At 49.7% G+C, this 25,152-nt stretch carries 28 protein-coding genes and 2 pseudogenes; 14 read left to right on the top strand and 16 right to left on the bottom strand.

The features are described from left to right. Window positions 1–40 precede the first annotated feature (40 nt). Together A7098_RS04170 and pabB are read right to left on the bottom strand one after the other, a co-directional pair. Window positions 41–619: a CoA pyrophosphatase gene (locus A7098_RS04170; protein ID WP_105280382.1), complete on the bottom strand. Its 579-nt coding sequence runs from the start codon at window positions 617–619 to the stop codon at window positions 41–43. Window positions 620–622: 3 nt separating this feature from the next. Continuing rightward, window positions 623–1,984 carry an aminodeoxychorismate synthase component 1 gene (gene pabB / locus A7098_RS04175; protein WP_085460645.1) on the bottom strand — a complete coding sequence of 454 codons (1,362 nt, stop codon included), beginning with the start codon at window positions 1,982–1,984 and terminating at the stop codon, window positions 623–625. A 73-nt stretch (window positions 1,985–2,057) separates the two neighbouring features. Between pabB and A7098_RS04180 the strand changes: the two genes are divergently transcribed. After that, window positions 2,058–2,237 carry a YoaH family protein gene (locus A7098_RS04180; RefSeq protein WP_000457334.1) on the top strand — a complete coding sequence of 60 codons (180 nt, stop codon included), beginning with the start codon at window positions 2,058–2,060 and terminating at the stop codon, window positions 2,235–2,237. A gap of 186 nt (window positions 2,238–2,423) precedes the next feature. On the opposite strand, the pseudogene A7098_RS04185 reads toward A7098_RS04180, so the two are convergent. Together A7098_RS04185 and A7098_RS04190 are read right to left on the bottom strand one after the other, a co-directional pair. Then, window positions 2,424–2,722 (bottom strand): annotated as a pseudogene (locus tag A7098_RS04185) (DUF1889 family protein). Between the two features lie 441 nt (window positions 2,723–3,163). After that, a complete protein-coding gene (locus A7098_RS04190; protein ID WP_024165131.1) occupies window positions 3,164–3,508 on the bottom strand; it encodes a RidA family protein in 345 nt (114 codons plus the stop codon). Between the two features lie 131 nt (window positions 3,509–3,639). Between A7098_RS04190 and A7098_RS04195 the strand changes: the two genes are divergently transcribed. From A7098_RS04195 to rnd, 5 genes are all read left to right on the top strand, one after another. Further along, the gene (locus A7098_RS04195) at window positions 3,640–5,550 is read left to right on the top strand and encodes an ATP-dependent DNA helicase (RefSeq protein WP_000128845.1); all 1,911 of its coding nucleotides are present in this window, start codon (window positions 3,640–3,642) and stop codon (window positions 5,548–5,550) included. A 57-nt stretch (window positions 5,551–5,607) separates the two neighbouring features. Next, window positions 5,608–6,303: a tRNA (adenosine(37)-N6)-threonylcarbamoyltransferase complex dimerization subunit type 1 TsaB gene (gene tsaB, locus A7098_RS04200; RefSeq protein ID WP_001220989.1), complete on the top strand. Its 696-nt coding sequence runs from the start codon at window positions 5,608–5,610 to the stop codon at window positions 6,301–6,303. A gap of 39 nt (window positions 6,304–6,342) precedes the next feature. After that, on the top strand, window positions 6,343–6,924 hold the full coding sequence (gene yeaY / locus A7098_RS04205; protein WP_000290579.1) for a Slp family lipoprotein YeaY: 582 nt from the start codon (window positions 6,343–6,345) through the stop codon (window positions 6,922–6,924). Between the two features lie 204 nt (window positions 6,925–7,128). Next, window positions 7,129–8,814, top strand: a complete 1,686-nt coding sequence (gene fadD / locus A7098_RS04210) for a long-chain-fatty-acid--CoA ligase FadD (RefSeq protein WP_010345823.1) — start codon at window positions 7,129–7,131, stop codon at window positions 8,812–8,814. An 81-nt stretch (window positions 8,815–8,895) separates the two neighbouring features. Then, window positions 8,896–10,011, top strand: a complete 1,116-nt coding sequence (gene rnd, locus A7098_RS04215) for a ribonuclease D (RefSeq protein ID WP_021550660.1) — start codon at window positions 8,896–8,898, stop codon at window positions 10,009–10,011. Between the two features lie 54 nt (window positions 10,012–10,065). Here rnd and yeaX read toward each other — a convergent pair whose 3' ends face one another. From yeaX to dmlA, 4 genes are all read right to left on the bottom strand, one after another. Continuing rightward, complete coding sequence (gene yeaX / locus A7098_RS04220; protein WP_105280383.1) at window positions 10,066–11,031, bottom strand: carnitine monooxygenase reductase subunit YeaX; 966 nt, start codon at window positions 11,029–11,031, stop codon at window positions 10,066–10,068. Between the two features lie 55 nt (window positions 11,032–11,086). Beyond that, window positions 11,087–12,211 carry a carnitine monooxygenase, oxygenase subunit YeaW gene (gene yeaW, locus A7098_RS04225; protein WP_105280384.1) on the bottom strand — a complete coding sequence of 375 codons (1,125 nt, stop codon included), beginning with the start codon at window positions 12,209–12,211 and terminating at the stop codon, window positions 11,087–11,089. 31 nt (window positions 12,212–12,242) lie between these two features. Further along, on the bottom strand, window positions 12,243–13,853 hold the full coding sequence (yeaV, locus tag A7098_RS04230; protein WP_105280385.1) for a BCCT family transporter YeaV: 1,611 nt from the start codon (window positions 13,851–13,853) through the stop codon (window positions 12,243–12,245). A gap of 249 nt (window positions 13,854–14,102) precedes the next feature. After that, entirely contained in the window at window positions 14,103–15,188 is a 1,086-nt protein-coding gene (gene dmlA, locus A7098_RS04235) for a multifunctional D-malate/3-isopropylmalate/tartarate dehydrogenase (RefSeq protein ID WP_000978478.1), read from the bottom strand. 102 nt (window positions 15,189–15,290) lie between these two features. On the opposite strand from dmlA, the gene dmlR reads away from it, so the two are divergent. The 5 genes from dmlR (at window position 15,291) to A7098_RS04260 (ending at window position 18,083) form a co-directional block, all read left to right on the top strand. Next, on the top strand, window positions 15,291–16,208 hold the full coding sequence (dmlR, locus tag A7098_RS04240) for a DNA-binding transcriptional regulator DmlR (protein ID WP_032225515.1): 918 nt from the start codon (window positions 15,291–15,293) through the stop codon (window positions 16,206–16,208). A gap of 121 nt (window positions 16,209–16,329) precedes the next feature. Further along, complete coding sequence (gene leuE / locus A7098_RS04245; protein ID WP_000457214.1) at window positions 16,330–16,968, top strand: leucine efflux protein LeuE; 639 nt, start codon at window positions 16,330–16,332, stop codon at window positions 16,966–16,968. 172 nt (window positions 16,969–17,140) lie between these two features. Beyond that, complete coding sequence (gene yeaR, locus A7098_RS04250) at window positions 17,141–17,500, top strand: DUF1971 domain-containing protein YeaR (protein WP_032225341.1); 360 nt, start codon at window positions 17,141–17,143, stop codon at window positions 17,498–17,500. 3 nt (window positions 17,501–17,503) lie between these two features. After that, window positions 17,504–17,686, top strand: coding sequence for a DUF1869 domain-containing protein (locus tag A7098_RS04255; protein WP_000513737.1), 183 nt, complete (start codon window positions 17,504–17,506; stop codon window positions 17,684–17,686). Between the two features lie 148 nt (window positions 17,687–17,834). Beyond that, window positions 17,835–18,083: a GlsB/YeaQ/YmgE family stress response membrane protein gene (locus tag A7098_RS04260; protein ID WP_000512152.1), complete on the top strand. Its 249-nt coding sequence runs from the start codon at window positions 17,835–17,837 to the stop codon at window positions 18,081–18,083. Window positions 18,084–18,140: 57 nt separating this feature from the next. Here the strand turns inward: A7098_RS04260 and yoaJ are convergent, their stop codons facing one another. The 3 genes and pseudogenes from yoaJ to A7098_RS04275 all read right to left on the bottom strand — a co-directional run bounded on the left by yoaJ (window position 18,141) and on the right by A7098_RS04275 (window position 19,374). Continuing rightward, window positions 18,141–18,215: a protein YoaJ gene (yoaJ, locus tag A7098_RS04265; protein WP_001386836.1), complete on the bottom strand. Its 75-nt coding sequence runs from the start codon at window positions 18,213–18,215 to the stop codon at window positions 18,141–18,143. Between the two features lie 2 nt (window positions 18,216–18,217). Further along, on the bottom strand, window positions 18,218–18,316 hold the full coding sequence (locus A7098_RS04270) for a YoaK family small membrane protein (protein WP_032225340.1): 99 nt from the start codon (window positions 18,314–18,316) through the stop codon (window positions 18,218–18,220). Window positions 18,317–18,348: 32 nt separating this feature from the next. Continuing rightward, a pseudogene (locus A7098_RS04275) lies at window positions 18,349–19,374 on the bottom strand (sensor domain-containing diguanylate cyclase). A gap of 184 nt (window positions 19,375–19,558) precedes the next feature. Here A7098_RS04275 and A7098_RS04280 point away from each other — a divergent pair. Next, window positions 19,559–19,813: a DUF333 domain-containing protein gene (locus tag A7098_RS04280; protein ID WP_000691925.1), complete on the top strand. Its 255-nt coding sequence runs from the start codon at window positions 19,559–19,561 to the stop codon at window positions 19,811–19,813. A 21-nt stretch (window positions 19,814–19,834) separates the two neighbouring features. Here the strand turns inward: A7098_RS04280 and A7098_RS04285 are convergent, their stop codons facing one another. Both A7098_RS04285 and nimT read right to left on the bottom strand, forming a co-directional pair. Beyond that, a complete protein-coding gene (locus A7098_RS04285; protein ID WP_010345838.1) occupies window positions 19,835–20,182 on the bottom strand; it encodes a DUF488 domain-containing protein in 348 nt (115 codons plus the stop codon). Between the two features lie 54 nt (window positions 20,183–20,236). Continuing rightward, a complete protein-coding gene (gene nimT / locus A7098_RS04290; protein WP_105280386.1) occupies window positions 20,237–21,418 on the bottom strand; it encodes a 2-nitroimidazole transporter in 1,182 nt (393 codons plus the stop codon). 96 nt (window positions 21,419–21,514) lie between these two features. Here nimT and A7098_RS04295 point away from each other — a divergent pair, with 96 nt between their 5' ends. Then, window positions 21,515–22,309, top strand: a complete 795-nt coding sequence (locus A7098_RS04295) for a helix-turn-helix domain-containing protein (RefSeq protein WP_105280387.1) — start codon at window positions 21,515–21,517, stop codon at window positions 22,307–22,309. Here the strand turns inward: A7098_RS04295 and A7098_RS04300 are convergent. Then, on the bottom strand, window positions 22,293–22,739 hold the full coding sequence (locus A7098_RS04300; RefSeq protein ID WP_000460713.1) for a DUF441 domain-containing protein: 447 nt from the start codon (window positions 22,737–22,739) through the stop codon (window positions 22,293–22,295). The two genes, A7098_RS04295 and A7098_RS04300, sit on opposite strands and share 17 nt — an antisense overlap. Before the next feature lie 169 nt (window positions 22,740–22,908). Between A7098_RS04300 and yoaI the strand changes: the two genes are divergently transcribed. Continuing rightward, the gene (gene yoaI, locus A7098_RS04310; protein WP_077629632.1) at window positions 22,909–23,013 is read left to right on the top strand and encodes a small membrane protein YoaI; all 105 of its coding nucleotides are present in this window, start codon (window positions 22,909–22,911) and stop codon (window positions 23,011–23,013) included. On the opposite strand, the gene yeaK is transcribed toward yoaI, so the two are convergent. Continuing rightward, the gene (gene yeaK, locus A7098_RS04315; RefSeq protein ID WP_000138047.1) at window positions 23,014–23,517 is read right to left on the bottom strand and encodes a mischarged aminoacyl-tRNA deacylase; all 504 of its coding nucleotides are present in this window, start codon (window positions 23,515–23,517) and stop codon (window positions 23,014–23,016) included. Window positions 23,518–23,559: 42 nt separating this feature from the next. Continuing rightward, window positions 23,560–25,050: a diguanylate cyclase DgcJ gene (gene dgcJ, locus A7098_RS04320; protein WP_010345844.1), complete on the bottom strand. Its 1,491-nt coding sequence runs from the start codon at window positions 25,048–25,050 to the stop codon at window positions 23,560–23,562. Between the last annotated feature and the right edge of the window lie 102 nt (window positions 25,051–25,152).

Below are 25,152 nucleotides of genomic sequence, written 5' to 3' on the forward strand. Positions count from 1 at the left end.
TGTCTCAAGTAGTGTTTTGTAGATGTAAAGATAAGTATAGTCAGGATTTCACACCAATTTGCAGCGCCAGCTCACGAATTATGCCTGCGGTCATTCCCCATACAAAATACTGTTCGTACCAGGAAAGCCATACCCGATGTGAATCACCACGGCGGTAGATATCTAACGGGTGATAACGACCCAGATGTAATGCCTGGGCGAGCGGCATTTCAAACACTGTGGAAACTTCATCTTCACTGGCACGATAAGGTAAATCAGGCGGGATAATGCCGACCACTGGCGTTACCTGGTAGCCAGTTACGCTATCGACGGGCGGTAGCACGCCGATAACTTCGACGGCGGAAGGGGGGATAGCAACCTCTTCTTCGGCTTCGCGCAACGCAGCGGCAATAACTGACGCATCAGTGTCATCTACTGCACCACCAGGAAACGCCACCTGTCCGGCGTGTTTGCGCAGATGAATAGAACGTTGAGTGAGCAATAACCCCGGCTGCGATCGGCGAACGATAGGGATTAACACGGCAGCCTGACGATGATTTAAGGTTTCCCGGTTTATTTGCGGGCGTAAAAGTTGAAAGCGCGATAAAAAATCATCAAGCGTCAGGCTACGGTAGTCCACGTCTTACTTCTCCAGTTGGCGTAATATCCTATTAACTTTATCAAAAGTTTCCTGATATTCCGCTTCTTCCTGACTATCGGCGACAATACCGCCGCCCGCAGAACAGTAAATTTGACCGTTAATGGCAGTCAGCGTGCGGATAGTGATGCTGGTATCCATATTGCCACAGAAGCTCAAATAGCCAATGCTTCCGCACCAGGCGTTGCGTCGCTGCGGTTCCAGTTCATCGATAATTTCCATTGCCCGAACTTTCGGTGCCCCGGTGATTGAGCCACCAGGAAAAGCCGCGCGCAGCAGATCGCTGGCATGAAGTTGTTCGGGTAGTTGAGCTGTAATGGTGCTCACCAGGTGGTGCACAGCGGGAAAAGGTTCCACCACAAACAGTTCCGGCACTTTTACTGAACCAGGCACCGCAACGCGACCAATATCATTACGCATTAAATCAACAATCATCAGGTTTTCAGCGCGATCTTTTGGCGAGTTCGCCAGTTTTTCTGCCTGTTTGCTATCTTCCAGAGGAGCGGGCAGACGTGGCAGTGTGCCTTTAATTGGACGGGTCTGGATCTCACCGTCATCACAAAGAATAAAACGCTCTGGCGAGAGGCTTAAAATTGTGCCTTGTTCCAGACGCAGGAATGCACTAAACGGCGCGTGATTGGCCTGATTAAGCTGAACGAATGCCTGCCATTCATCACCGCAATAGGTAGCCTGAAAACGCTGGGCGAGATTCACCTGGTAACAGTCGCCACTGTGCAAATATTCCTGCACCTGACGAAATTTTTCGCCATACTGTTCGCGGCTCATATTAGATTGCCAGGCTGAGGTTAGCGCAAAATCACCCTGCGGTGTGATTTGCTGGTTTTCCAGCCAGGCCAGACGGGCATTGACATCATCATGACTCAGCAAAGAAACAGTCTGGCGCTGGTGGTCGACAATCAGTGCCCAGTCGTAAATACCTACCGCCATATCAGGCAGGTCGATATCTCTCTGCGCCACTTCTGGCAGTGACTCAAAACGGCGACCCAGATCGTAACCAAATAAACCCAGCGCGCCACCCTGAAATGGCAAATCATCGTTATGCGACGGGTGAATGTTTGCACGCTCCAGCGCCTGCTGGAGTACTGTTAACGGATCGTCAGCGGTTGTTGTGCGGGTTTCGCCTTTACACAAAACAGTTTCACTGCCGTAAGTTGTTAAGGTGCAAATCGGGTCTGCCACCACAATATCAAAGCGGCTATACGGATGCTCGGCATAGCCAGAGTGCAAAAGCATCGCCCATGGCAGGTGGCTTAAGCGGGAAAAATAAAATTCAGCGGCGTCCTGACGCCAGGGTAAAGTAATCACAGCGGGAGATAACGTCTTCATCAGTCCTGACTCTACTGGCTATGTGCCGGGTAGCATGAAATAATTAGCGCCAACAATTTAGCAGGAGTTAACAATGTTTGCAGGTTTACCTTCACTCACCCATGAACAGCAGCAAAAAGCCGTTGAGCGTATTCAGGAACTGATGGCACAGGGGATGAGCAGCGGTCAGGCAATCGCACTGGTAGCTGAAGAGTTACGCGCCAACCATTCCGGCGAGCGGATTGTGGCGCGTTTTGAGGATGAAGACGAGTAATACAATGTTAGTTTCAACAGGGCGCATTATGACAAGCGAACCCTTTGGCCCGTAGCGTTTGAACCAGAAAATTGAGGGGCTGTACTGGTTGAATGAATTAAGTAGTGTTTTTGATGGTTAGAAAAAAAGGACGCTTTTATGTGATAAAAAAGCGTCCTGGCTCATTTGGGCTGGTAGAGATTTAACTTATACCAGTGCTTTAAGCTCTTCCTGCATATAGGACGAGAAGTATTCTGGATTTTTAATCACCACGCGTTCGCCAGATTCCATTTTTTTGCCCATCCCACCATTTTTTCCGTGAATCCAGGATTCCAGCCTTCCTGTTCGGCTCGCGCAGTAATATCGGCGGTACTCGCGGGTACTCCCAGTTCTTTCAAATATTTAAATATTCCCTTCGCCGTACTTTCATTCATAGAGCTGGGGGTTGGTGTTGATATATCCATGGCACCAATAAAATCCAGGGCTTTATCTATTACAGCAGGCATATTCTTGTCCTTAAATTAACCACGTGATCGATAAGGCTATATATGACATTAAATTGCGCCTAATATCAAAAGGATTATAACGATATCTCATTAGTTAACCTGTTGACATTCAGGTATTTTAAAGGTAGCAGGTCATGGCGGGTTATCTAGTGATGTGCCGAAAATTAACAGCAAATCGTAGTACCGCAGCCAAGTTGTTCAGGCAAGGAAGGGCAAGAAAGAAAAGCAGCGTAAGTTAATCAAGTGATTAACATAATGGTTTGATTTTTGCGATTAATATCATTTTTGTATAAATACAGCAGTAATCATAAAAATAAATTATCAGCCAGGGTACTACCCATTTAAAGTAAGACCTTAAGCACTGGCCGATTTGTTCATGATCGACCAGTTTTTCGATAAATTATCGTGTGATTTTTGCCTTGATATAATTATCTTCCGGAATTAAACCGCCGCAATAATTTTAATTTCAACTTTATACTTCGGGTTCATCAATCCCGCTTGCACCGTGCAGCGCACCGGCGCGTGACCCGCGACAACCCAGGCGTCCCAGGCTTTATTCATTGCAGCGAAGTCGTTTTTATCGGCCAGGAAAATCGTGGCATCCAGAATACTCGACTTATTGCTGCCCTGTTTTTCCAGTACCGCGTCAATTTGCGCCAGCGTATTCGCGGTCTGCTCAAACGCATCGGCGTCAAGGTTTTCCGGTACACCGGTGTAGTAGAGCGTGTTGTTGTGGATCACCACATCAGACCAGCGGGCTTCGGCGTCAATACGAACGATAGTCATCATTTTGTCCTCATCATCATTCCATTTTTGTGCTGCAAAGACTGCCACAATGTAAGGTCGCCGTCACCACTTCAGCTGGCGAAAAGCAACCTGGCCTGACATAATCCCTGTTCAAATCAACAGGGGGTAGTGTGACGGACGATTTTGCACCAGACGGTCAACTGGCGAAAGCGATACCTGGCTTTAAGCCGCGTGAACCACAGCGACAGATGGCGGTAGCCGTCACCCAGGCGATAGAAAAAGGCCAGCCGCTGGTGGTGGAAGCAGGAACCGGTACGGGCAAAACCTACGCTTACCTGGCTCCTGCGCTGCGGGCGAAAAAGAAAGTCATTATCTCGACTGGCTCAAAAGCGTTGCAGGATCAGCTCTACAGCCGCGATTTGCCAACAGTCTCAAAGGCATTGAAATATACGGGCAACGTGGCGCTGCTGAAAGGGCGCTCAAACTACCTCTGCCTCGAGCGTCTCGAACAGCAGGCGCTGGCGGGCGGCGATCTGCCGGTACAAATTTTAAGCGATGTGATCCTGCTGCGCTCCTGGTCCAATCAAACAGTCGATGGCGATATCAGCACCTGCGTCAGTGTCGCGGAAGATTCGCAGGCATGGCCGTTGGTCACCAGCACCAACGACAACTGCCTCGGCAGTGACTGCCCGATGTATAAAGATTGCTTTGTGGTCAAAGCACGCAAAAAAGCGATGGATGCCGATGTGGTGGTGGTAAACCATCATCTTTTTCTGGCGGATATGGTGGTGAAAGAGAGTGGTTTTGGCGAACTGATCCCGGAAGCAGACGTCATGATCTTCGACGAAGCCCACCAGTTGCCGGACATTGCCAGCCAGTATTTTGGGCAATCACTCTCCAGTCGACAATTGCTCGATCTGGCAAAAGACATCACCATCGCCTATCGCACCGAATTAAAAGACACTCAGCAGTTACAAAAATGCGCCGACCGTCTTGCCCAGAGTGCGCAGGATTTTCGTCTGCAATTAGGCGAGCCAGGTTATCGCGGTAACCTGCGTGAGCTGTTAGCTAATCCGCAAATTCAGCGGGCATTTTTACTGCTCGATGACACCCTGGAACTTTGTTACGACGTGGCGAAACTGTCACTGGGGCGTTCCGCCTTGCTGGATGCGGCATTTGAGCGCGCCACGTTATATCGCACTCGACTGAAACGGCTAAAAGAGATCAATCAGCCGGGCTACAGCTACTGGTACGAATGCACATCGCGCCATTTTACTCTGGCACTGACGCCGTTAAGCGTGGCGGATAAATTCAAAGAGTTAATGGCGCAAAAGCCCGGTAGCTGGATCTTTACCTCGGCAACATTGTCGGTGAACGACGATCTGCATCATTTCACCTCGCGGCTTGGGATAGAACAGGCGGAGTCGTTGCTATTGCCAAGCCCGTTTGATTACAGCCGCCAGGCGTTACTCTGTGTGCCGCGCAACCTGCCGCAAACCAATCAACCGGGTTGTGCACGGCAACTGGCGGCAATGCTGCGACCGATCATCGAAGCTAACAACGGTCGTTGCTTTATGCTTTGTACCTCGCACGCCATGATGCGCGATCTGGCCGAGCAGTTCCGCGCTACCATGACGCTTCCCGTTTTGTTGCAGGGGGAAACCAGCAAAGGACAACTGTTGCAGCAATTTGTCAGCGCCGGTAACGCGCTTCTTGTGGCGACCAGCAGTTTCTGGGAAGGGGTGGACGTGCGCGGCGATACGCTGTCGCTGGTGATTATCGACAAGTTGCCGTTTACCTCGCCAGATGACCCGCTGTTAAAAGCGCGCATGGAAGATTGCCGTTTGCGTGGCGGAGACCCGTTCGATGAAGTGCAGCTACCGGATGCGGTGATTACTCTTAAACAGGGCGTAGGGCGACTGATTCGCGACGCCGACGATCGCGGTGTGCTGGTGATTTGTGACAATCGGCTGGTGATGCGCCCTTACGGTGCGACGTTCCTCGCCAGCCTCCCGCCCGCACCGCGTACCCGTGACATTGCCCGTGCGGTTCGTTTCCTTGCGATACCATCCTCCAGGTAATTTGTTATTGAGTATGGTATGATGCGCGCCTTTTTATTGATCTAAGCACGAAGACCCATGCGAATTCTGGCTATCGATACCGCGACAGAGGCCTGCTCTGTCGCCCTGTGGAACGACGGTACTGTCAACGCTCATTTTGAGCTTTGCCCTCGTGAACATACTCAACGAATCTTACCGATGGTGCAGGATATCCTGACCACCAGCGGAACTTCCCTGACTGACATAAACGCTCTGGCTTACGGACGTGGCCCTGGTAGCTTTACCGGCGTGCGCATCGGTATTGGCATTGCGCAAGGGCTGGCGCTTGGCGCGGAGCTGCCGATGATTGGCGTCTCCACGCTAATGACGATGGCGCAAGGGGCGTGGCGCAAAAACGGCGCAACCCGCGTGCTGGCAGCCATTGACGCGCGAATGGGCGAAGTTTACTGGGCCGAATATCAGCGTGATGAAAACGGTGTCTGGCACGGTGAAGAAACCGAAGCCGTACTCAAACCAGAACTCGTTCATGAGCGGATGCAGCAGCTTTCCGGAGAATGGGTGACGGTGGGAACGGGCTGGCAAGCCTGGCCGGATCTCGGTAAAGATAGCGGGCTGGTTTTGCGCGATGGCGAAGTGTTACTGCCCGCCGCAGAAGATATGCTGCCGATTGCCTGCCAGATGTTTACCGAGGGTAAAACGGTAGCGGTGGAACATGCCGAGCCGGTTTATTTACGTAACAACGTCGCCTGGAAGAAACTTCCGGGCAAAGAATGAATCTTAAGAGTATGCCCTGAGAAAAAAAGGAGTCGCATCATGGCGGTTCAAAAGAATGTTATCAAAGGCATACTGGCAGGTACGTTTGCGCTAATGCTGAGCGGTTGTGTCACTGTGCCGGACGCCATTAAAGGCAGCAGTCCCACGCCGCAACAAGATTTAGTTCGGGTGATGAGTGCGCCGCAGCTGTACGTTGGTCAGGAGGCGCGTTTTGGTGGCAAAGTGGTCGCGGTACAAAACCAGCAAGGGAAAACCCGCCTGGAAATTGCTACCGTACCGCTGGACAGCGGAGCCAGGCCGACGCTGGGAGAACCTTCTCGCGGTCGCATTTATGCAGATGTGAACGGTTTTCTGGACCCAGTGGATTTCCGTGGACAACTGGTCACAGTTGTTGGGCCAATCACCGGTACGGTTGACGGCAAAATCGGCAACACGCCCTATAAATTTATGGTGATGCAGGTAACGGGTTATAAACGTTGGCATTTAACCCAGCAGGTGATTATGCCGCCTCAGCCGATTGATCCGTGGTTTTATGGCGGTCGTGGCTGGCCCTATGGCTACGGCGGATGGGGCTGGTATAATCCTGGCCCCGCGAGAGTACAAACAGTTGTAACTGAATAATTGCTTGTTTTTAAAGAAAAAGAAACAGCGGCTGGTCCGCTGTTTCTGCATTCTTACAGTAACGATAAAAATAAATAGTGACGCGCCTCGCAACCTTTTCGTTGGGTAATTATCAAGCTGGTATGATGAGTTAATATTATGTTAACGGCATGTATATCACTTGGGGTTGCGATGACGACGAACACGCATTTTAGAGGTGAAGAATTGAAGAAGGTTTGGCTTAACCGTTATCCCGCCGATGTTCCGACGGAGATCAACCCTGACCGTTATCAATCTCTGGTGGATATGTTTGAGCAGTCGGTCGCGCGCTACGCCGACAAGCCAGCGTTTGTGAATATGGGGGAGGTGATGACCTTCCGCAAATTGGAAGAACGCAGTCGCGCGTTTGCCGCTTATTTGCAACAAGGGCTGGGGCTGAAGAAGGGCGATCGCGTTGCGCTGATGATGCCTAACTTATTGCAATATCCGGTGGCGCTGTTTGGTATTTTGCGTGCCGGGATGATCGTCGTAAACGTTAACCCGTTGTATACCCCACGCGAACTTGAGCATCAGCTTAACGATAGCGGCGCATCGGCGATTGTCATTGTGTCTAACTTTGCCCATACCCTGGAAAAAGTGGTCGATAAAACCGCCGTCCAGCACGTTATTCTGACCCGTATGGGCGATCAGCTATCTACGGCAAAAGGCACGGTAGTCAATTTCGTTGTTAAATACATCAAGCGTCTGGTGCCGAAATACCATCTGCCAGATGCCATTTCATTTCGTAGCGCCCTGCACAACGGCTACCGGATGCAGTACGTCAAACCCGAACTGGTGCCGGAAGATTTAGCTTTCCTGCAATACACCGGCGGCACCACAGGTGTGGCGAAAGGCGCGATGCTGACTCACCGCAATATGCTGGCGAACCTGGAACAGGTCAACGCCACCTATGGGCCGTTGCTGCATCCAGGTAAAGAACTGGTAGTAACGGCACTGCCGCTCTATCACATTTTTGCACTGACCATTAACTGCCTGCTGTTTATCGAACTCGGCGGGCAGAACCTGCTTATCACTAACCCACGTGATATTCCGGGGCTGGTGAAAGAGCTGGCGAAATATCCGTTTACCGCTATCACCGGCGTAAACACCTTGTTCAATGCGTTGCTGAACAATAAAGAGTTCCAGCAGCTGGATTTCTCCAGTCTGCACCTTTCCGCAGGCGGTGGGATGCCCGTTCAGCAAGTGGTGGCAGAACGCTGGGTAAAACTGACCGGACAATATCTGCTGGAAGGTTATGGCTTAACCGAGTGTGCGCCACTGGTGAGCGTTAACCCGTATGATATTGATTATCACAGCGGTAGCATTGGATTACCGGTGCCATCGACTGAGGCCAAACTGGTGGATGATGACGATAACGAAGTACCACCGGGGCAACCGGGCGAACTTTGTGTCAGAGGTCCTCAGGTGATGTTGGGCTACTGGCAGCGTCCGGATGCCACCGATGAAATCATCAAAAACGGTTGGTTACACACTGGCGATATTGCGGTAATGGATGAAGAAGGATTCCTGCGCATTGTCGATCGTAAAAAAGACATGATTCTGGTTTCCGGTTTTAACGTCTATCCCAACGAGATTGAAGATGTGGTCATGCAGCACCCTGGCGTACAGGAAGTGGCGGCTGTTGGCGTACCTTCTGGCTCCAGTGGTGAAGCGGTGAAAATCTTTGTGGTGAAAAAAGACGCGTCGCTCACTGAAGAGTCACTGGTGACCTTTTGCCGCCGTCAGCTCACGGGCTACAAAGTACCGAAGCTGGTGGAATTTCGTGATGAGTTACCGAAATCTAATGTCGGAAAAATTTTGCGACGAGAATTACGTGACGAAGCGCGCGGCAAAGTGGACAATAAAGCCTGAGCGTTAAGTCAGTCGTCAGACGCCGGTTAATCCGGCGTTTTTTTTGACGCCCACTAAAGAGAATACAATTTGAATTACCAAATGATTACCACGGACGATGCGCTGGCTTCTTTGTGTGAAGCCGTCCGTGCCTTTCCGGCGATAGCCCTGGATACTGAATTTGTACGTACGCGCACCTATTACCCGCAGCTGGGGTTGATTCAACTTTTCGATGGCGAGCATCTGGCGCTAATCGATCCACTCGGGATCACCGACTGGTCACCGCTGAAAGCGATCCTGCGCGATCCGTCCATCACAAAATTTCTCCATGCAGGCAGTGAAGATCTGGAAGTATTCCTCAATGTCTTTGGCGAATTACCTCAACCCCTGATTGACACGCAAATCCTCGCCGCATTCTGCGGACGCCCGATGTCATGGGGTTTTGCCTCTATGGTAGAAGAGTATTCCGGCGTTACGCTGGACAAGAGTGAATCGCGCACCGACTGGTTGGCCAGACCGCTAACCGAACGTCAGTGCGAATATGCGGCGGCGGATGTCTGGTATCTGTTACCGATCACCGCAAAGCTGATGGTAGAAACGGAGGCCTCTGGCTGGCTACCTGCGGCGCTGGATGAATGTCGCCTGATGCAAACACGTCGCCAGGAGGTCGTTGCGCCGGAAGATGCCTGGCGTGATATCACCAATGCCTGGCAATTACGGACGCGCCAGTTGGCTTGTTTGCAACTGTTAGCCGACTGGCGATTGCGCAAGGCGCGGGAGCGCGATCTGGCGGTGAACTTTGTCGTGCGTGAAGAACACTTGTGGTCGGTAGCGCGTTATATGCCAGGGAGTCTGGGCGAGCTGGACAGTCTGGGCTTATCCGGTAGTGAAATTCGCTTCCACGGTAAAACGCTGCTGGCGCTGGTAGAGAAAGCGCAGGCATTGCCGGAAGAGGCCTTACCGCAGCCAATGCTTAACCTGATGGATATGCCCGGTTATCGCAAAGCGTTTAAAGCGATTAAGTCGCTGATTACTGACGTGAGCGAAACGCACAAGATCAGCGTCGAATTGCTGGCATCGCGTCGGCAAATCAACCAACTGCTGAACTGGCACTGGAAATTAAAACCGCAGAACAATTTGCCTGAGCTGATTTCCGGCTGGCGTGGTGAGTTGATGGCGGAAGCATTACATAATTTATTGCAGGAATATCCGCAGTAAAACGTTCGTAAGCCGGACAAGGCGCAACCAGCGCCGCATCCGGCTTCGGATAAACTACAGATCCAACACCAGTCGTTTACCCTTCGCGCGCGAACAACAGATCAACATACTCTGCTGGCTGGCGCGCTCTTCATCGCTAAAATACTGGTCCCGATGATCGGCTTCACCTTCCAGAATTGCTGTTTCACAGGTTCCGCATACCCCTTCACGACATAAACATTCCACTTTTGCCGCTTTGTTATTTTCAATGACCTGCAAAATGGTCATCTCTTCTGGTACTACAAACTCTTTTCCGGAACGGGCAAGCACCAGGGTAAAGGCATCGCCGGTTTTGTCTTCGATAGCAAATTGCTCAAAGTGCAGCGTATCGGCGGAGATGCCCAGACGCGCTGCTTCACTTCTTACCGCATCATTCAGAGCTTCGGGGCCACAGGTATAAATGTGTGTGCCAGGGGCGACACCCGCCAATAATCGCACTAATTCGAGTCGCGTTCCGATCGATGAGTGATGAAAATGAATCTTATCAGTCTGCGGATGTTGGTTTAATTCATCACGAAATGCGCAACTTTCTGGATTTCGCGAGCAGTAATGTAGCTGCCAGTCGACGTCGCTGTGCTGCAACTCTGCCATGTGCGACAGGAAAGGGGTGATACCAATACCGCCCGCGATAAACAGATGCTTTCTGGCCGAGGGAATTAGCGCAAACAGATTATTAGGCGTCGAAATGGTCAACCGATCGCCTGCTTTCACCTGCTGATGCAAAAAGCGGGAACCGCCGCGCGAGTTTTCCTCCAGCCGAACGGCAATCTGATAATGAGTTGTATCGAGCGGCGAACTCAGTAGTGAATACGCATTGCTGTACTGGTTATCACCATCACTCATCTGCACAATGACGTGACTTCCTCCGGTAAACGCAGGTAATGGTTTGCCATCGGTTGCCACCAGCGTGAAGCGTTTCACCTGTTCGGTAAGCGGTTCAATCTGGCTCACCTGTACTTCAAACATTTGATAGTCTGACATTGCTGTACTCCATCAAAAATCAGCCCAGCGGCGGAAAATACCGCCGCCGATGTCATTAGTCCTTAAACACCTGCGCCAGCAGATTATGGAAATGGGCGATACCATGTTCGGAAATTCCGCTACCGCTACTGTCGGCCATGATGCGCCCCTGACCACGATAGCCACGCGATTTCAGCCCTTTCTGTACGCTTTCAACCAGACGTAAATCTTCCGGACGGAACACATCGCGATACCACTCAATCAGCGATTTTTGCTCGTTGGTTAACTCTTCATTGGTGAAGTAAATATCGTAGTTTTGCAGGGTAGTTTCAGAATCCACCGGGAATTCATAAATGACCGTCATCATCCCTTTGATCGGCGTGACGTTAAGCATCGTGCACGGCCACAACCAGAAACCGTGGAATGCCGCATCCGTGCCCTCTTCGAATTTGAAAGACTGTTCTGACGGTTTGGCGAAACCGTATTGCAGCGTCCAGTTACCGTGCATGGTGTGCCAGTAACGATCAACCTGAACGGAGTCGGAGAAACCTGGATGCGCCGGACCACAGTGATAGCACTCGAGATAGTTATCGACAATGTTCTTCCAGTTGGCAGGCGTGCGGGTGGTAAAGCGGGCCGCCAGTTTCAGATCGTGGACTTCCGGGCAGGCTTCCAGCACTTTTGCCGCCAGGCCTGGTAACTGATCTTCTACGCTGGTGGCGTTGGGATCCATATTGATGAAGACGAATCCGGCATATTCTTCCAGACGCACCGGAACCAGTTGCGCTTTGTCACTATCGAAATTGGCGACGTTTTCACAGTTACGCGCATGAGCCAGGTTGCCATCGAGTTTGAATGCCCAGGCGTGATATGGGCAGGTAATTACATTTTTCGCTTTCCCTTCACCGCTCAATAACTGATGACCACGGTGCGGGCAAACGTTATAGAACGCGCGCAAAACCTTATCACGACCGCGTACCAGCACGATGCTTTCGCCAATGATCTCACGCGTTACGTAATCATTGGCATTCGCCAGCTCGCTACTGTGAGCGACGCAAATCCAGCTTTTGGCGAAGACGTTCTCTTTTTCGTGTTCAAAGGCGTTCTGATCAGTATAAAAGCGGGCAGGAATGGTCCACGCTTCCTGTGGGTTAGCGCAAAAATTTCCGGGTAGTACAAAGTCAGGGCTCAGATTGCTCATAGGGATACCTTTATCGTTAGGATGATGGCGCTCAGTTGTCGCCTTTGAATACGGTTCCTGCAGGGAGCACTGGCGTTTTTTCCGGGGCTTCAACCGGTGTCTGCGGGAGATAATGTTCAATTTGATGAGCCGGAATATCGGCGTAATCCTGTTTCAGCCAGCGAATAAATCCGCCCACTTTCACCAGTAAAATGGCGAGAAAGGGAAGGGCTGTAAGTACGACGGTAGTTTTCATGGTTTCCAGCGACGCGCCGGTGAACAGAATTGAAAGCGGGATCAGGGTGATTACCACGCACCAGAAAAGACGCAGCCCTCGGTCTGGATCATCACCTTCCTGAAGATTTCGCGTGCTGGTCGCCGCCATGGTGTAGGCCACCGCATCCATATGCGAGGCGAGGAAAATAATCATCACGCCCAGATAAGCGGCAAGGAACAATTTACCGGCTGGCAACGACATCAGAACTTGTTGAACAGCCGTTTCACCGCCCAACGTTTCCAGCACCTGCGGAACGTTGATTATCCCTTTGATAAACTGATGAATGGCGAAGCTTTCCATCACGCCGAAGAAGAACCAGCAGCCGACGGTGCTACCGAGGATCAGCCCCCAGATAACTTCTTTGATCTTACGACCACGTGATACGCGGGTGACAAACATTGCCACGCCGGGGGTGTAAGAGATCCACCACAGCCAATAGAAAACGGTCCAGTTGCGGGTAAATGAACCATCGCCAAGCGGATCGGTAAATAAGCTCATCTGTAAGAAGTTTTGTGTGGTCAGTCCGATGGCATTGATGATGCTGTTGGTAATAAACTCGGTTGGACCGACAATCAAAACCAGCAATGGCAGCAGGAACGCGCCCCAGCCGACCATTTTGCTCAGACGTTGTAAACCGTTGTTGATACCTATCCACGAGCTTAGGCAAAAAATGCCGCCGGAAAGCAGGATCACAAATGCCTGCACGGTGAAGTTATCGGGTAAACCGGTCAGCGCGGAAAACCCACGGGTAAAGGTTGCTGCGGTGACAACAAGGGAAATGGTCAGTGCGCCGACAGTGGCGATCAGGAACATTAAGTCCACCAGTTTTCCCCATGGGCCTTGCGGGCGAACGCCGGTAATAGCAGCAATAATGCCGGAAAGACTCAGCCCTTTATTTTTCCGCACATGAAAGTGGTAAGCCATGATTAATGAGGCCAGCGTATAAGTTGCCCAGGCGCTGATGCCCCAATGGAAAAAGGAGTAGGGAACGCTAAATTCCAGTGCCTGCTGTGAACGCGGCACGATATTTAAACCCGGCGTTTGATAATAATAGGCCCACTCCGCTACGCCCCAATAAAGCGTGGAGGAACCTAATCCGGCGCAAATAAACATAAACAGCCAGGAGAGCGTACTGTATTCCGGTTTACCTTCGCCAAGACGAATATTGCCGTATTTGCTGGTGGCTAAATAAATTACCAGCCCCATTGCCAGCAAAACTAATACCTGTACGGCGGAACCCAGCGTGCGGGTAACTAAACTGTATATTGCGTTGGCCGCGTCGGCCGACTGTTGCGGAAAAAGGCTTAATGTGGCTGCGATGAAAAGAATGGCCACCAGGCTGATGCTAATCAGCGGCAAATCTTTTTTCTTAACATTGCTCATCATGAGTCATCTCCTGGGCATAAAAGCCCGTCGCTGGCTTTTGCCAGTTGTAATTATTTGCAGGGTAATGAACTTTTGTTGTGTTTAACAAATTGATTATTTGCATGTTACATAAATTAAACAATTAAGAATACGGAAAGCCATAAAACACGAAACGGAAACAATAAAAGGTGAAATGACGCAGGTTATTTACTGTAAAGAACGAATAAAAAAACCGCGTCAGTGACGCGGTTCAAATAAACTGGTTTGACCTTAACGCAAAATAATTTTGCAAATCGCGTCGGCAACCTGTGGCGTGGTGGCATTACCTTTCATATCGGGTGTTTTCGGCCCGTGAGCAATCACTTCTTCAATCGCTGCCAGAATGCCGTTGTGCGCTTGCTGGAAACGCTCATCGCCATTGCCAAGGAAATCCAGCATCATTGCCCCGGCCCAAATCGTCGCGATAGGGTTGGCAATATTTTTACCGTAGATATCCGGCGCAGAGCCGTGGACTGGCTCGAAGAGCGACGGGAAAGTGCGTTCCGGATTCAGGTTGGCGGATGGGGCAATGCCGATGGTGCCGGTGCAGGCCGGGCCAAGATCGGAAAGAATATCGCCAAATAAATTGGACGCTACCACCACATCAAAGCGTTCCGGCTGCATCACAAAGCGCGCGCAGAGAATATCAATATGCTGCTTGTCCCAGTGGATTTCCGGGTAATTTTCTGCCATTGCTTCTACTCGCTCATCCCAGTACGGCATACTAATGGCTAAACCGTTAGATTTCGTGGCAGAAGTCAGGGTTTTGCGCGGGCGGCTTTGTGCCAGCTCAAAAGCATATTGCAAAATGCGATCGACGCCACGGCGGGTAAATACCGATTCCTGGATGACAACCTCATGTTCCGTTCCTTCATTCAGTCGACCGCCCAGAGACGAGTATTCGCCTTCCGTATTTTCGCGCACCACGTAAAAATCGATGTCGCCAGGCTGTTTACCCGCCAGTGGGCAGGGAACGCCGGGAAAGAGGCGTACCGGGCGCAGGTTAACGTACTGATCAAACTCGCGGCGAAATTTCAGCAGCGATCCCCATAACGAAATATGATCCGGAACGGTGTCCGGCCAGCCGACGGCACCAAAGTAGATAGCGTCGAAACCGCTGAGTTGTTCATGCCAGTCGTCCGGCATCATTTTGCCGTGATGGCTGTAATACTCGCAACTTGCCCACTCCATCTGCTCAAAACTTAAGGCAAAGCCCCAGCGTTCAGCAGCAGCTTGTAACACACGAATCCCTTCAGGAAGGACTTCTTTGCCAATCCCGTCTCCAGGGATCGCAGCAATACGCATCGTTTTCATCATTAGGTTCTCACTTCCTGATCAGCAAAATTGACAACTCCACCATCCTATAATTGACTGATCAGGAATTAATCCCCGCAACTGGTGAAACATAAAACACGAATCATGAATAATTTACCGCTGCTGAACGATTTGCGCGTCTTTATGCTGGTGGCTCGCCGGGCCGGTTTTGCTGCCGTGGCGGAAGAACTGGGCGTTTCACCGGCCTTCGTCAGCAAGCGCATCGCCTTGCTGGAGCAAACCTTGAACGTGGTGCTATTACACCGCACCACCCGTCGCGTCACCATTACCGAGGAAGGCGAGCGGATTTATGAATGGGCGCAGCGGATTTTGCAGGATGTCGGGCAGATGATGGATGAGCTTTCCGACGTGCGCCAGGTGCCGCAGGGAATGCTGCGTATTATCAGCAGTTTTGGTTTTGGACGGCAGGTGGTAGCTCCGGCACTGTCAGCACTTGCGAAAGCGTATCCGCAACTGGAGTTACGTTTTGATGTGGAAGACCGGTTGGTCGATTTGGTCAATGAAGGGGTCGATCTGGATATTCGTATTGGCGACGACATTGCACCTAACTTAATTGCCCGCAAACTGGCGACCAATTACCGTATTCTCTGCGCATCGCCGGGGTTTATTGCGCGATATGGTGCACCGAAACATTTAACGGATCTTTCTGCGTTACCCTGCCTGGTCATAAAAGAGCGCGATCATCCGTTTGGTGTCTGGCAATTGCGCAATAAAGAAGGTCACCATGCCATTAAAGTCACCGGACCGATGTCGTCTAATCATGGTGAAATTGTCCATCAGTGGTGTCTCGATGGGCAGGGAATTGCGTTGCGCTCCTGGTGGGACGTTAGTGAAAATATTGCCAGTGGGCATCTGGTACAGGTTTTACCTGAATATTATCAGCCAGCAAATGTCTGGGCTGTTTATGTCTCAAGGCTGGCGACATCCGCAAAAGTACGGATTACGGTAGAGTTTTTGCGCCAGTATTTTGCAAATCATTACCCGAATTTTTCACTGGAATGAGTGCAATTTTTTACTCTATTCTCAGGTTACAACCTGATTTTCTCCTTTCTAAGCCGTTGCGGATTGGTTAGCATATTCACCTTTAATCGCGCATGATCCAAAGAGAATTAAAGAGGTTAATGTGTTCGCAGAATATGGGGTTCTGAATTACTGGACCTATCTGGTTGGGGCCATTTTTATCGTGCTGGTGCCAGGGCCGAATACCCTGTTTGTGCTTAAAAATAGCGTTAGTAGTGGAGTGAAAGGCGGTTATCTTGCGGCCTGTGGTGTATTTATTGGCGATGCAGTATTGATGTTTCTGGCGTGGGCCGGTGTAGCAACCTTAATTAAGACCACACCGATATTATTCAATATTGTACGTTATCTTGGCGCGTTTTATTTGCTCTATCTGGGGAGTAAAATTCTTTACGCAACTCTGAAGGGTAAAAATAGCGAGGCCAAATCAGATGAACCTCAATATGGCGCTATTTTCAAGCGTGCGTTAATTTTGAGTCTGACCAATCCAAAAGCCATTTTGTTCTATGTGTCGTTTTTCGTACAGTTTATCGATGTTAATGCGCCACATACGGGGATTTCATTCTTTATTCTGGCGACAACGCTGGAACTGGTAAGCTTCTGTTATTTGAGCTTCCTGATTATTTCAGGTGCTTTTGTCACGCAGTACATTCGTACCAAAAAGAAACTGGCTAAAGTGGGCAACTCACTGATTGGTCTTATGTTTGTGGGTTTTGCCGCACGACTGGCGACGCTGCAGTCCTGATGCTTTCAGCCCGCGATGCTGCGGGCTTCCCTCCTCAAATACATCTATATTCACCGCCTGGATGACGCTAAAAAGTAACCAATAAATGGTATTTAAAATGCAAATTATCAGGCGTACCCTGAAACGGCTGGAATAAATGGTTTTCAGCACATTTACCGAAGGAGGGAAAAGGATGCTGCAAATCCCAAAAAATTACATTCATACGCGCTCAACACCGTTCTGGAATAAACAAACTGCGCCTGCCGGAATATTCGAACGTCATCTTGATAAAGGAACGCGTCCGGGTGTTTATCCACGCCTGTCCGTTATGCATGGGGCGGTCAAATATCTCGGCTACGCCGATGAACACAGCGCAGAACCTGATCAGGTGATCCTCATCGAAGCAGGTCAATTCGCAGTGTTCCCGCCGGAAAAGTGGCACAATATTGAAGCCATGACTGACGATACTTATTTTAACATCGACTTCTTCGTTGCTCCTGAAGTCCTGATGGAAGGTGCAAAACAACGGAAAGTCATTCATAGCGGGAAATGAATTATGGGCAAAGCAACGTATACCGTAACCGTCACCAATAACAGTAATGGCGTTTCTGTCGATTACGAAACAGAGACGCCGATGACATTACTGGTGCCAGAAGTGGCGGCCGAAGTGATCAAAGATCTCGTCAATACCGTGCGCTCTTATGACACGGAAAATGAGCATGATGTTTGTGGTTGGTAATTATTGCTAATGTAGATGGCGCTAATTCTGCGCCATTGTAAAAAAAAATGCTCTGTGACACATATCACAATTCTTGCCTCTCTTATGTTGTGCTATGCTTTTTATCAGCGACTAACCCGCTAATGCAAAACAGATAAGTGAGGAAACAATGGGCATTCTGTCATGGATTATTTTTGGACTTATTGCCGGTATTCTGGCGAAGTGGATCATGCCTGGTAAAGATGGTGGTGGATTCTTTATGACCATCCTGCTGGGAATTATCGGTGCCGTAGTTGGTGGATGGATCAGTACACTGTTTGGTTTTGGCAAAGTCGATGGCTTCAACTTTGGTAGTTTTGTGGTTGCCGTGATTGGTGCGCTTGTCGTGCTGTTTATCTACAGAAAAGTCAAAAGTTAATACTGAAAAGTACAAAGGCTGCCTACAGGCAGCCTTTGCTATTTTATCGACGCGGTATTACCACCATCCCAGCTCGGTGCCAAGAACGACAATAATCGCCACGCCCATCATAATAATCGTTGTTTTTTTCATCTTTATGCCCCTGGGGCCGCATAGCCACCAATAAAAAACCACGCTAAAAATACGACTGCCGTAATAAAGATCACGACGGGAAAAACAATACCGATTCGCATGTTACCACCAAAGAAAAGGATGTGAATACGCCTCAGGAATGCCTGTCTGAATGCGCGACAAAAGGGGTTTTCAGTTTGTGTTTTTTCTCCTGATACATCGCGATATCGGCAGCATGTAGGGCACTGTCGGCATCGGTGGTTTCAGGATCCACTTCTACTACGCCAAGACTGGCGCCAGGATAAAACAGGTCAATATCACCCAAGTGATATTCTCCACGTATTTGCTGTTGGATACGCTCACGCAGTGACTGGATATCGGCGTTTTCATTAGCCAGGGAAACGACCAAAAATTAATCACCGCCAAGACGACCAATAATCTCGCCATTCTGATGTAGCCTGGTGAGGCGCTCGCCAACCTGAATAAGAAACAGATCGCCACTATTGTGGCCAAATCGGTCGTTGATTAATTTGAAGTTATCCAGGTCGATAAAAGCAATAATTGCCTTACGCTTCAGATGCCGAGCGAGGGAAAACAGCGTCGTCAGATTATCAAAAATCGCCCGTCGATTTGGTAGGCCAGTCAACGAGTCTGTGTAAGATTGCGCAATCAGGGCGGCATTGGCTTCGCGCAGTTGTTCAACCAACACCTCTTTTTGAATATATTGTGCAATCAGCCCGGCGAATAGCTGCAAAACCTGCTCTGCGCGTTCACTCCACGGGCGCTTTTCACTGCTGGCGGCGCAAAGCGTGCCATAGAACGAACCATCCGGTAAGTGAACCGGCGTGCTCAGGAATGTGGTAATACCGAGATTGCGCGCCGCAATGCAGTCACCCCAACGGTCGGGAACTTCATCGCTGAAAAAACAGTTTTCATCAATGGCGCGTTTGCACAACGAGTAATCCCACGAGACGGTAAAATTCTCCGGGATGTGCATTTTCTGGCTGTTACGGGCAAACAGGATATGTTGCAGACGTGCGTCAATATCCACCTTTGTCAAATAGGTCGATTCCATGTCGGTAACCATTTCCAGCATCTCCAGAAGTTGCCGAACCAGACTTTCCAGAGAATGTTCTGAGGCGAGTGACTGCGAGACGCGGGCAATAATCTGATCTGACACGAAAGAACTCCAGGATACGGCGGGTAAAATGCTGATTATTTAATCTTTGCAGGCATGATAAAACATCATCAAAAAAGATGAAACTAGCCGTAATATATTTTAAGTGAATGTAAAATAAATAGTGCTGCAAAACAAAACGATACCGCGATACTCTAAGGCGTAGATAAACGTGTGAGATCAACGAATGAAAATTATCAGTTTTACTCTGCCTTGCCTGTTAATTCTTGCGGGATGTTCAACCACTTCTCAGCCCGATGCACCAAAACCGCCGCATGTTGGGATGGCGAATCCGGCGTCGGTCTACTGCCAACAGAAAGGCGGTACGCTCATTCCCGTGCAGACATCGCAAGGGGTCAGCAACAATTGCAAATTACCGGGCGGTGAAACCATTGATGAATGGGCATTATGGCGACGGGATCATCCGGCTGGTGAAAAATAACCGCCGGATGCCAGGCTAAAATCACAAGCTTCGCAGCCAGTCGGCCAGCACCAGCGCATGGTTTTGCGTGGTATTTTTTGCTGAGTAGAGCAGGGTCAGCGGCTGTTTTTGGGCGATTTCCGCCAGCCGCTTCCCTTCTGGCTCGTGTTGCGCCAGTTCTGCAATATATTGTTCGCGAAAGGTTTTAAAATCGATCGCTTCGCCGTGAAAGGCTTTGCGCAGTTCCGTTGACGGCGTGATCTCTTTGTCCCACTCATCAAGTGCTAAGTCTGTTTTCTTGATACCACGCGGCCAGAGACGGTCGACCAGTACGCGATAACCATCGCTCTGTTCAGCCGGATCATAAACGCGTTTACACTGAATATTCATCGTGTTTGTTCTCCCTTTCACGCATGATTTGCCACGTCACTATAGCACCGGACATCAACGAATTTCTTTGTCTCTTCCGGCGCAAAGTCCAAAAATCGCCATCAGCAGCGAAAGAATTGCGACAACAATCAGTGGCGTGGACCAGTCACCGTTAGCATCGTGTATTTTGCCCATTAGCGGCGGCTCACAAGCTGCCAGCAGATACCCGACGGATTGTGCCATACCCGAAAGAGCAGCAGCCTGATGCGCAGAGCTTGCTCGCAGTCCGATAAACGTTAGTCCAAGTATCATTGTTGCTCCGGAACCAAAACCGAAAAGCAGAGTCCAGGTGACAGCGTGTGCTGGCATAAAGCAGAGCCCAACCGCACCCACTGCGCACATTAAGGCGACCAGAGCGGCAATACCGCGCTGATCTTTCACATGATGTAAGAAAAGTGGGATCAGCAAACCGGGAGCAGCAGTGGCTAATTGCAACAAACCATGCAGCGAACCAGCCTGTGCCTCGCTGTAGCCGTGGCTGATGAGGATCGCCGGAAGCCAGCCGATAATCACGTAATAGACCAGTGAGTTGATACCGAGAAACAACGTCACTTGCCAGGCAAGCGGCGAACGCCAGATATGCCGGGTATGTAAGGCGCGTGAGGTACTCAAATTCACATGTTGTTGATTACGCCATTGCGGCAGCCATATAAATAGAGCCAGCAGAGGAAAACACATCAGCATAAGCAACGCGCCCTGCCAGCCAAAACCGTTCAAAGCCAGCGGCACCACCAGAGCTGACCCCAGCGCCGCTGCAGCGCCCATCGTCAGGGAATATGCGCCGGTAAGTCTGGCGACGGAATGGGGAAAATCGCGTTTAATGAGACCAGGTAGCAAGACATTCCCTAATGCAATCCCACAGCCAATGATAATCGTACCGCCAAATAATAAGTAAGCAGAAGGAAGAGAGCGAATTGCTATGCCAGCACAAATCAAAAGTAATGCAGCCACCAGACTGCGCTCTATACCAAAACGACGAGCCACCGACGCGGCAAGAGGGGATATCAGGGCAAAGGCTAATAAAGGTAAGGTCGTCAGTAACCCTGTTTGCGCCGTCGTCAGTGAGTAAGCGGAACGAATGGTATCCAGTAACGGTGCTACGCCGGTGAAGGTAACACGGAGTGTGGTGGCAATCATTAGAACGCCGGCTATCAGGACAATCCTGTTTTTGCCGCTTAATGAAGTTGAACGGATCATAGATATCTCATTGTTACAAGCGAGGCTGTACCTTAGCGTTTTTATTGCTATGTTGAATCAAGCTAAAATGACAAATTATCGCTAAATTCGGACAAAATGATGCACAGGTTAAATCTCAATGGTTATGAACCCGATCTTCACCATGAAACGGCGGTCGCATTTTGTATTCATGCCGGAAAGGATGAATTGACCAGTCCTGTACATCAGCACCGCAAAGGACAACTGATACTGGCGCTGCGTGGAGCCATTACCTGTACGGTGGAAAATGCGCTGTGGATGGTGCCGCCACAATATGCAGTATGGATTCCCGGTGGTGTGGAGCATAGTAATCAGGTAACAGCGAATGCCGAGCTTTGTTTTTTATTTATTGAATCCAGTGCGGTGATAATGCCGGGCAAATGTTACACGCTGAAAATTGCGCCTTTATGTCGTGAATTAATTTTAACGCTGGCAAAAAGAACAGCAGCTCAACGTGCTGAACCAATGACGCGCAGATTAATTCAGGTGCTGTTTGATGAACTTCCTCAGCAACCGCAACAACAGTTGCAGTTACCCGTTTCTTCACACCCCAAAATCCGCGTGATGGTGGATACGATGGCAAAAGAGCCCGTTGAATGGGGGACATTGGGGCAATGGGCAAATTTTTTTGCGATGAGTGAACGCAATCTCGCCAGATTGATAGTTAAAGAGACGGGGTTGAGCTTTCGTCAGTGGCGTCATCAGTTGCAGCTCATTCTGGCACTTCAGAGGTTAGTGAAAGGCGATAGTGTTCAGAAAGTGGCGCATATGCTGGGGTATGATTCAACAACGGCTTTTATTACCATGTTTAAGAAAGGCCTGGGGCAAACCCCAGGCCGATATATTGCAGGATTAACTACTGTTTCCCGATGATCAGGGAGACCAGACCTGCGGCAATAAGCGGACCGACCGGCACACCGCGAAACAGCGCCACGCCTAAAATCGTGCCCACCAGCAGCCCGGCAACCAGTTGCGGCTGGCTGCCCATCAAGGTCACGCCGCGTCCGCCAAGCCAGGAAACAATAACGCCTACTGCAATTGCCACCAGCGATTTCCAGTTCAGAAACGAGTGAATAAGTGTCGAGGGTGGCAGTGTCCCGCTGGCTACAGGAGCCATTACGCCGATAGTCAGAATGATTATCCCGATACTCAGTCCTTGTTTTTCGATCCACGGGAAAAAGGTGCTTAACGGTGTGACGCGGACAATGATCAACACCAGAATTGAAACAGCGACAGTGGTGTTGTGGCTGATAAAGCCCAGCGCAGCTAACCCGAGCAGGATCAGCAAAGTGACATCAAACATCGTGGTTTCCTTGCCAAAAAATAATAAACCTGCCTACTTTACGCCTGCTGATGAGAGGAAGCAGAGAACAATTACGTGCTATGCATAAAAAATCAGGCAAATTGTCATCAAATTGCCATTTGTGCGCGCTAACAATAACGTGAAAACAGGTATCTCCTGGGATAAGACCATGAACGATCAAATGCTCGTTGAGACACTGATTATCACGTCATCGTTTTTTGCCATTGCAGTTGTGCTGGTGCTGTCTGTTCTGCTTATTGAACGGAGCAGCTAGTTACGTAGTACGACGGAATTTGACCAGCTCTGGTTGTGCAATGCGTAAATAATCTGCGGTGTTCAGGATAACGGATTTATCCAGCATACCCGCATTGAAGGCGATCTCATCGAATCGCTCAAAAAGTAGCGGGTCGGCGACCAGTTTGAGTTTTGGATGGAAGCTGAATGGAGGGATAGCACCGAAGACACAGCCTGTCAGTTCATCGACTTCAGCCGGGCTGGCCAGCGAAGCACGCAACCCACCGATATGGCTGGCGAGTTGGCTAAGGTCGGCCTGTTGATCGGCAGCGAGGATCGCCAGAACATGCTGATTTACGCCATTACCTTTGACTTTACACACCAGTGCCTTAGCACCCTGACCCAAAGCGGTGCCACGAATTTCTGACACCGCTTCGCATTTACCCACCGCGTCGTGGGTAACGATGCGGAAGTTAGCGCCTTCTTGTGATAATAAAGCGATTAACCGCTGATGCGTCACGCTTCCTTTAGCCATTTCAGTCATTTCACGCTCCTGGGATTACAAGCAAACAACCACAGAAGATTATCATGAACGGCTGTTTTTGTTCTGCTTATTGACATATAAACGCTCATCGGAAGCTTTATATGCATCATGCAGCGTATCGTTTTCTTTCATCGCGTAAATACCGGAAGAGAAGCCGATCTCTTTCTGCGGCGCGATATGTTGCAGACGTTTTTCGATACGTTCAGGCAGTTGTGCTGCAATTTGCGGCGTCGAATCGACAAGAATGATACAGAATTCATCGCCACCGAGACGGATAGCATAATCGCTTTTACGAATCGACTGTTTAATCGCCTGAGCTAATAACGTAATGGCTAAATCCCCCTCCTGATGACCGAGGGTGTCATTTATTTGCTTTAACTTGTCCATGTCAATTGCAATAAACATCACCGAAGAACCGGACTGCACCAGTTTCTGCAAACGCTGCTCAAGTTCAGGCGTTAATATTTTGCGATTATACAGTCCGGTCATCGCATCACTGATATTTTCACGAGTCACGTTTTGGTACAGGCGGAAGTGCATCCGTACCATGTTGAGTAATATCAATGCTGTCAGCAGCCAGAATACAACGCTTTTCCATGATGATGTAATAAAGTAAAGAATATCAATGGATAACGAAACACGAATGCCGCCAGGTAAGTCATGGACGTAACTGACATACTGAAACAGATTATCTTCGCTCTGATTGATAATAATGTCGCGTCCCGAATCTGTATCGGTTAGCGTAACATTGAGAAAACGCCAGAGGAGAGGGCGGTCATGAGTGTAAAAAATATTGCGCAGATTGTTTTTACTAATATCCAGCAACACAATACCTTTTAATTGTCCGGCAACATAGACGGGCGTCAGCAAACTCATCACGTTCTGTTTAGTACGCTGATCCTGGTAAATGCTTGATAATACGGTGCGACCGGTAAATACTTTTTCAATATCTTTACGATCAATACCAATGCTTCCTGACTGCAAGAAGGACCAGTTATTCATCGCGAAGTATTCAACATTTACCGGCTCATAAAAATAGACATAGCGATCATTGAGATCGAGATAATAGTGAAATTTCTCTTCGGCCATCCCAAGGCCGGAACCGTAATCATCCTGGTGGCGGTTACCTTCCACCGCCTGATCAAATGCCGGTAATAGCGCCGCTGCTTCGACAATTGTGTCGCAGTCAGTGGATGCAGTCTGCAATGTTCCGTGTAAATCTGCATAAGTATGGGCAGTCAGGTTTAAGCCATGGGTATTGTTGGCAGACTCAAAAGCCTCACAGATGGCTCGTCGCTGTTCTGGCGACACCTCAGACTGTTTAGCAGCAAGCGCGCGCATCACATGTGCGGCAATACTCTGATTTTGATACTTGTCGTAGAGAAAGGAGGAGTCTGCTTTCTGGACGATATAGCGCAAATAAGCACTCATTGCCCTGTCGCTGGCGACAAGTTCAAAAATAAGGAAGGAAGATGTCAGCACAATGACACTTGCGGCGATAAAATGCCGGAGCATTCTATGGTGCAATTTCATGATAAATGGCACTCCTTCGGTTAGTGAAACGAGAAAACCAGATAAAGTTCGATTGCGGCCTGGTACAGGGGCGCTAATTATACTCATCTCTGCGCCGCTGGG

Source organism: Escherichia sp. MOD1-EC7011, from assembly GCF_002965005.1.
Classification (GTDB): Bacteria; Pseudomonadota; Gammaproteobacteria; order Enterobacterales; family Enterobacteriaceae; genus Escherichia; species Escherichia ruysiae.

What these genes read in the sequence shown, in the direction of transcription:
- pabB (WP_085460645.1), bottom strand. Translation starts at nt 1,984, where the DNA reads ATGAAGACGTTATCTCCCGCTGTGATTACTTTACCCTGGCGTCAGGAC.
- A7098_RS04180 (WP_000457334.1), top strand. Translation starts at nt 2,058, where the DNA reads ATGTTTGCAGGTTTACCTTCACTCACCCATGAACAGCAGCAAAAAGCC.
- A7098_RS04190 (WP_024165131.1), bottom strand. Translation starts at nt 3,508, where the DNA reads ATGACTATCGTTCGTATTGACGCCGAAGCCCGCTGGTCTGATGTGGTG.
- tsaB (WP_001220989.1), top strand. Translation starts at nt 5,608, where the DNA reads ATGCGAATTCTGGCTATCGATACCGCGACAGAGGCCTGCTCTGTCGCC.
- yeaY (WP_000290579.1), top strand. Translation starts at nt 6,343, where the DNA reads ATGGCGGTTCAAAAGAATGTTATCAAAGGCATACTGGCAGGTACGTTT.
- rnd (WP_021550660.1), top strand. Translation starts at nt 8,896, where the DNA reads ATGATTACCACGGACGATGCGCTGGCTTCTTTGTGTGAAGCCGTCCGT.
- yeaX (WP_105280383.1), bottom strand. Translation starts at nt 11,031, where the DNA reads ATGTCAGACTATCAAATGTTTGAAGTACAGGTGAGCCAGATTGAACCG.
- yeaW (WP_105280384.1), bottom strand. Translation starts at nt 12,211, where the DNA reads ATGAGCAATCTGAGCCCTGACTTTGTACTACCCGGAAATTTTTGCGCT.
- yeaV (WP_105280385.1), bottom strand. Translation starts at nt 13,853, where the DNA reads ATGATGAGCAATGTTAAGAAAAAAGATTTGCCGCTGATTAGCATCAGC.
- dmlA (WP_000978478.1), bottom strand. Translation starts at nt 15,188, where the DNA reads ATGATGAAAACGATGCGTATTGCTGCGATCCCTGGAGACGGGATTGGC.
- dmlR (WP_032225515.1), top strand. Translation starts at nt 15,291, where the DNA reads ATGAATAATTTACCGCTGCTGAACGATTTGCGCGTCTTTATGCTGGTG.
- yeaR (WP_032225341.1), top strand. Translation starts at nt 17,141, where the DNA reads ATGCTGCAAATCCCAAAAAATTACATTCATACGCGCTCAACACCGTTC.
- A7098_RS04255 (WP_000513737.1), top strand. Translation starts at nt 17,504, where the DNA reads ATGGGCAAAGCAACGTATACCGTAACCGTCACCAATAACAGTAATGGC.
- A7098_RS04260 (WP_000512152.1), top strand. Translation starts at nt 17,835, where the DNA reads ATGGGCATTCTGTCATGGATTATTTTTGGACTTATTGCCGGTATTCTG.
- A7098_RS04270 (WP_032225340.1), bottom strand. Translation starts at nt 18,316, where the DNA reads ATGCGAATCGGTATTGTTTTTCCCGTCGTGATCTTTATTACGGCAGTC.
- A7098_RS04280 (WP_000691925.1), top strand. Translation starts at nt 19,559, where the DNA reads ATGAAAATTATCAGTTTTACTCTGCCTTGCCTGTTAATTCTTGCGGGA.
- A7098_RS04285 (WP_010345838.1), bottom strand. Translation starts at nt 20,182, where the DNA reads ATGAATATTCAGTGTAAACGCGTTTATGATCCGGCTGAACAGAGCGAT.
- nimT (WP_105280386.1), bottom strand. Translation starts at nt 21,418, where the DNA reads ATGATCCGTTCAACTTCATTAAGCGGCAAAAACAGGATTGTCCTGATA.
- A7098_RS04295 (WP_105280387.1), top strand. Translation starts at nt 21,515, where the DNA reads ATGATGCACAGGTTAAATCTCAATGGTTATGAACCCGATCTTCACCAT.
- A7098_RS04300 (WP_000460713.1), bottom strand. Translation starts at nt 22,739, where the DNA reads ATGTTTGATGTCACTTTGCTGATCCTGCTCGGGTTAGCTGCGCTGGGC.
- yoaI (WP_077629632.1), top strand. Translation starts at nt 22,909, where the DNA reads ATGAACGATCAAATGCTCGTTGAGACACTGATTATCACGTCATCGTTT.
- yeaK (WP_000138047.1), bottom strand. Translation starts at nt 23,517, where the DNA reads ATGACTGAAATGGCTAAAGGAAGCGTGACGCATCAGCGGTTAATCGCT.
- dgcJ (WP_010345844.1), bottom strand. Translation starts at nt 25,050, where the DNA reads ATGAAATTGCACCATAGAATGCTCCGGCATTTTATCGCCGCAAGTGTC.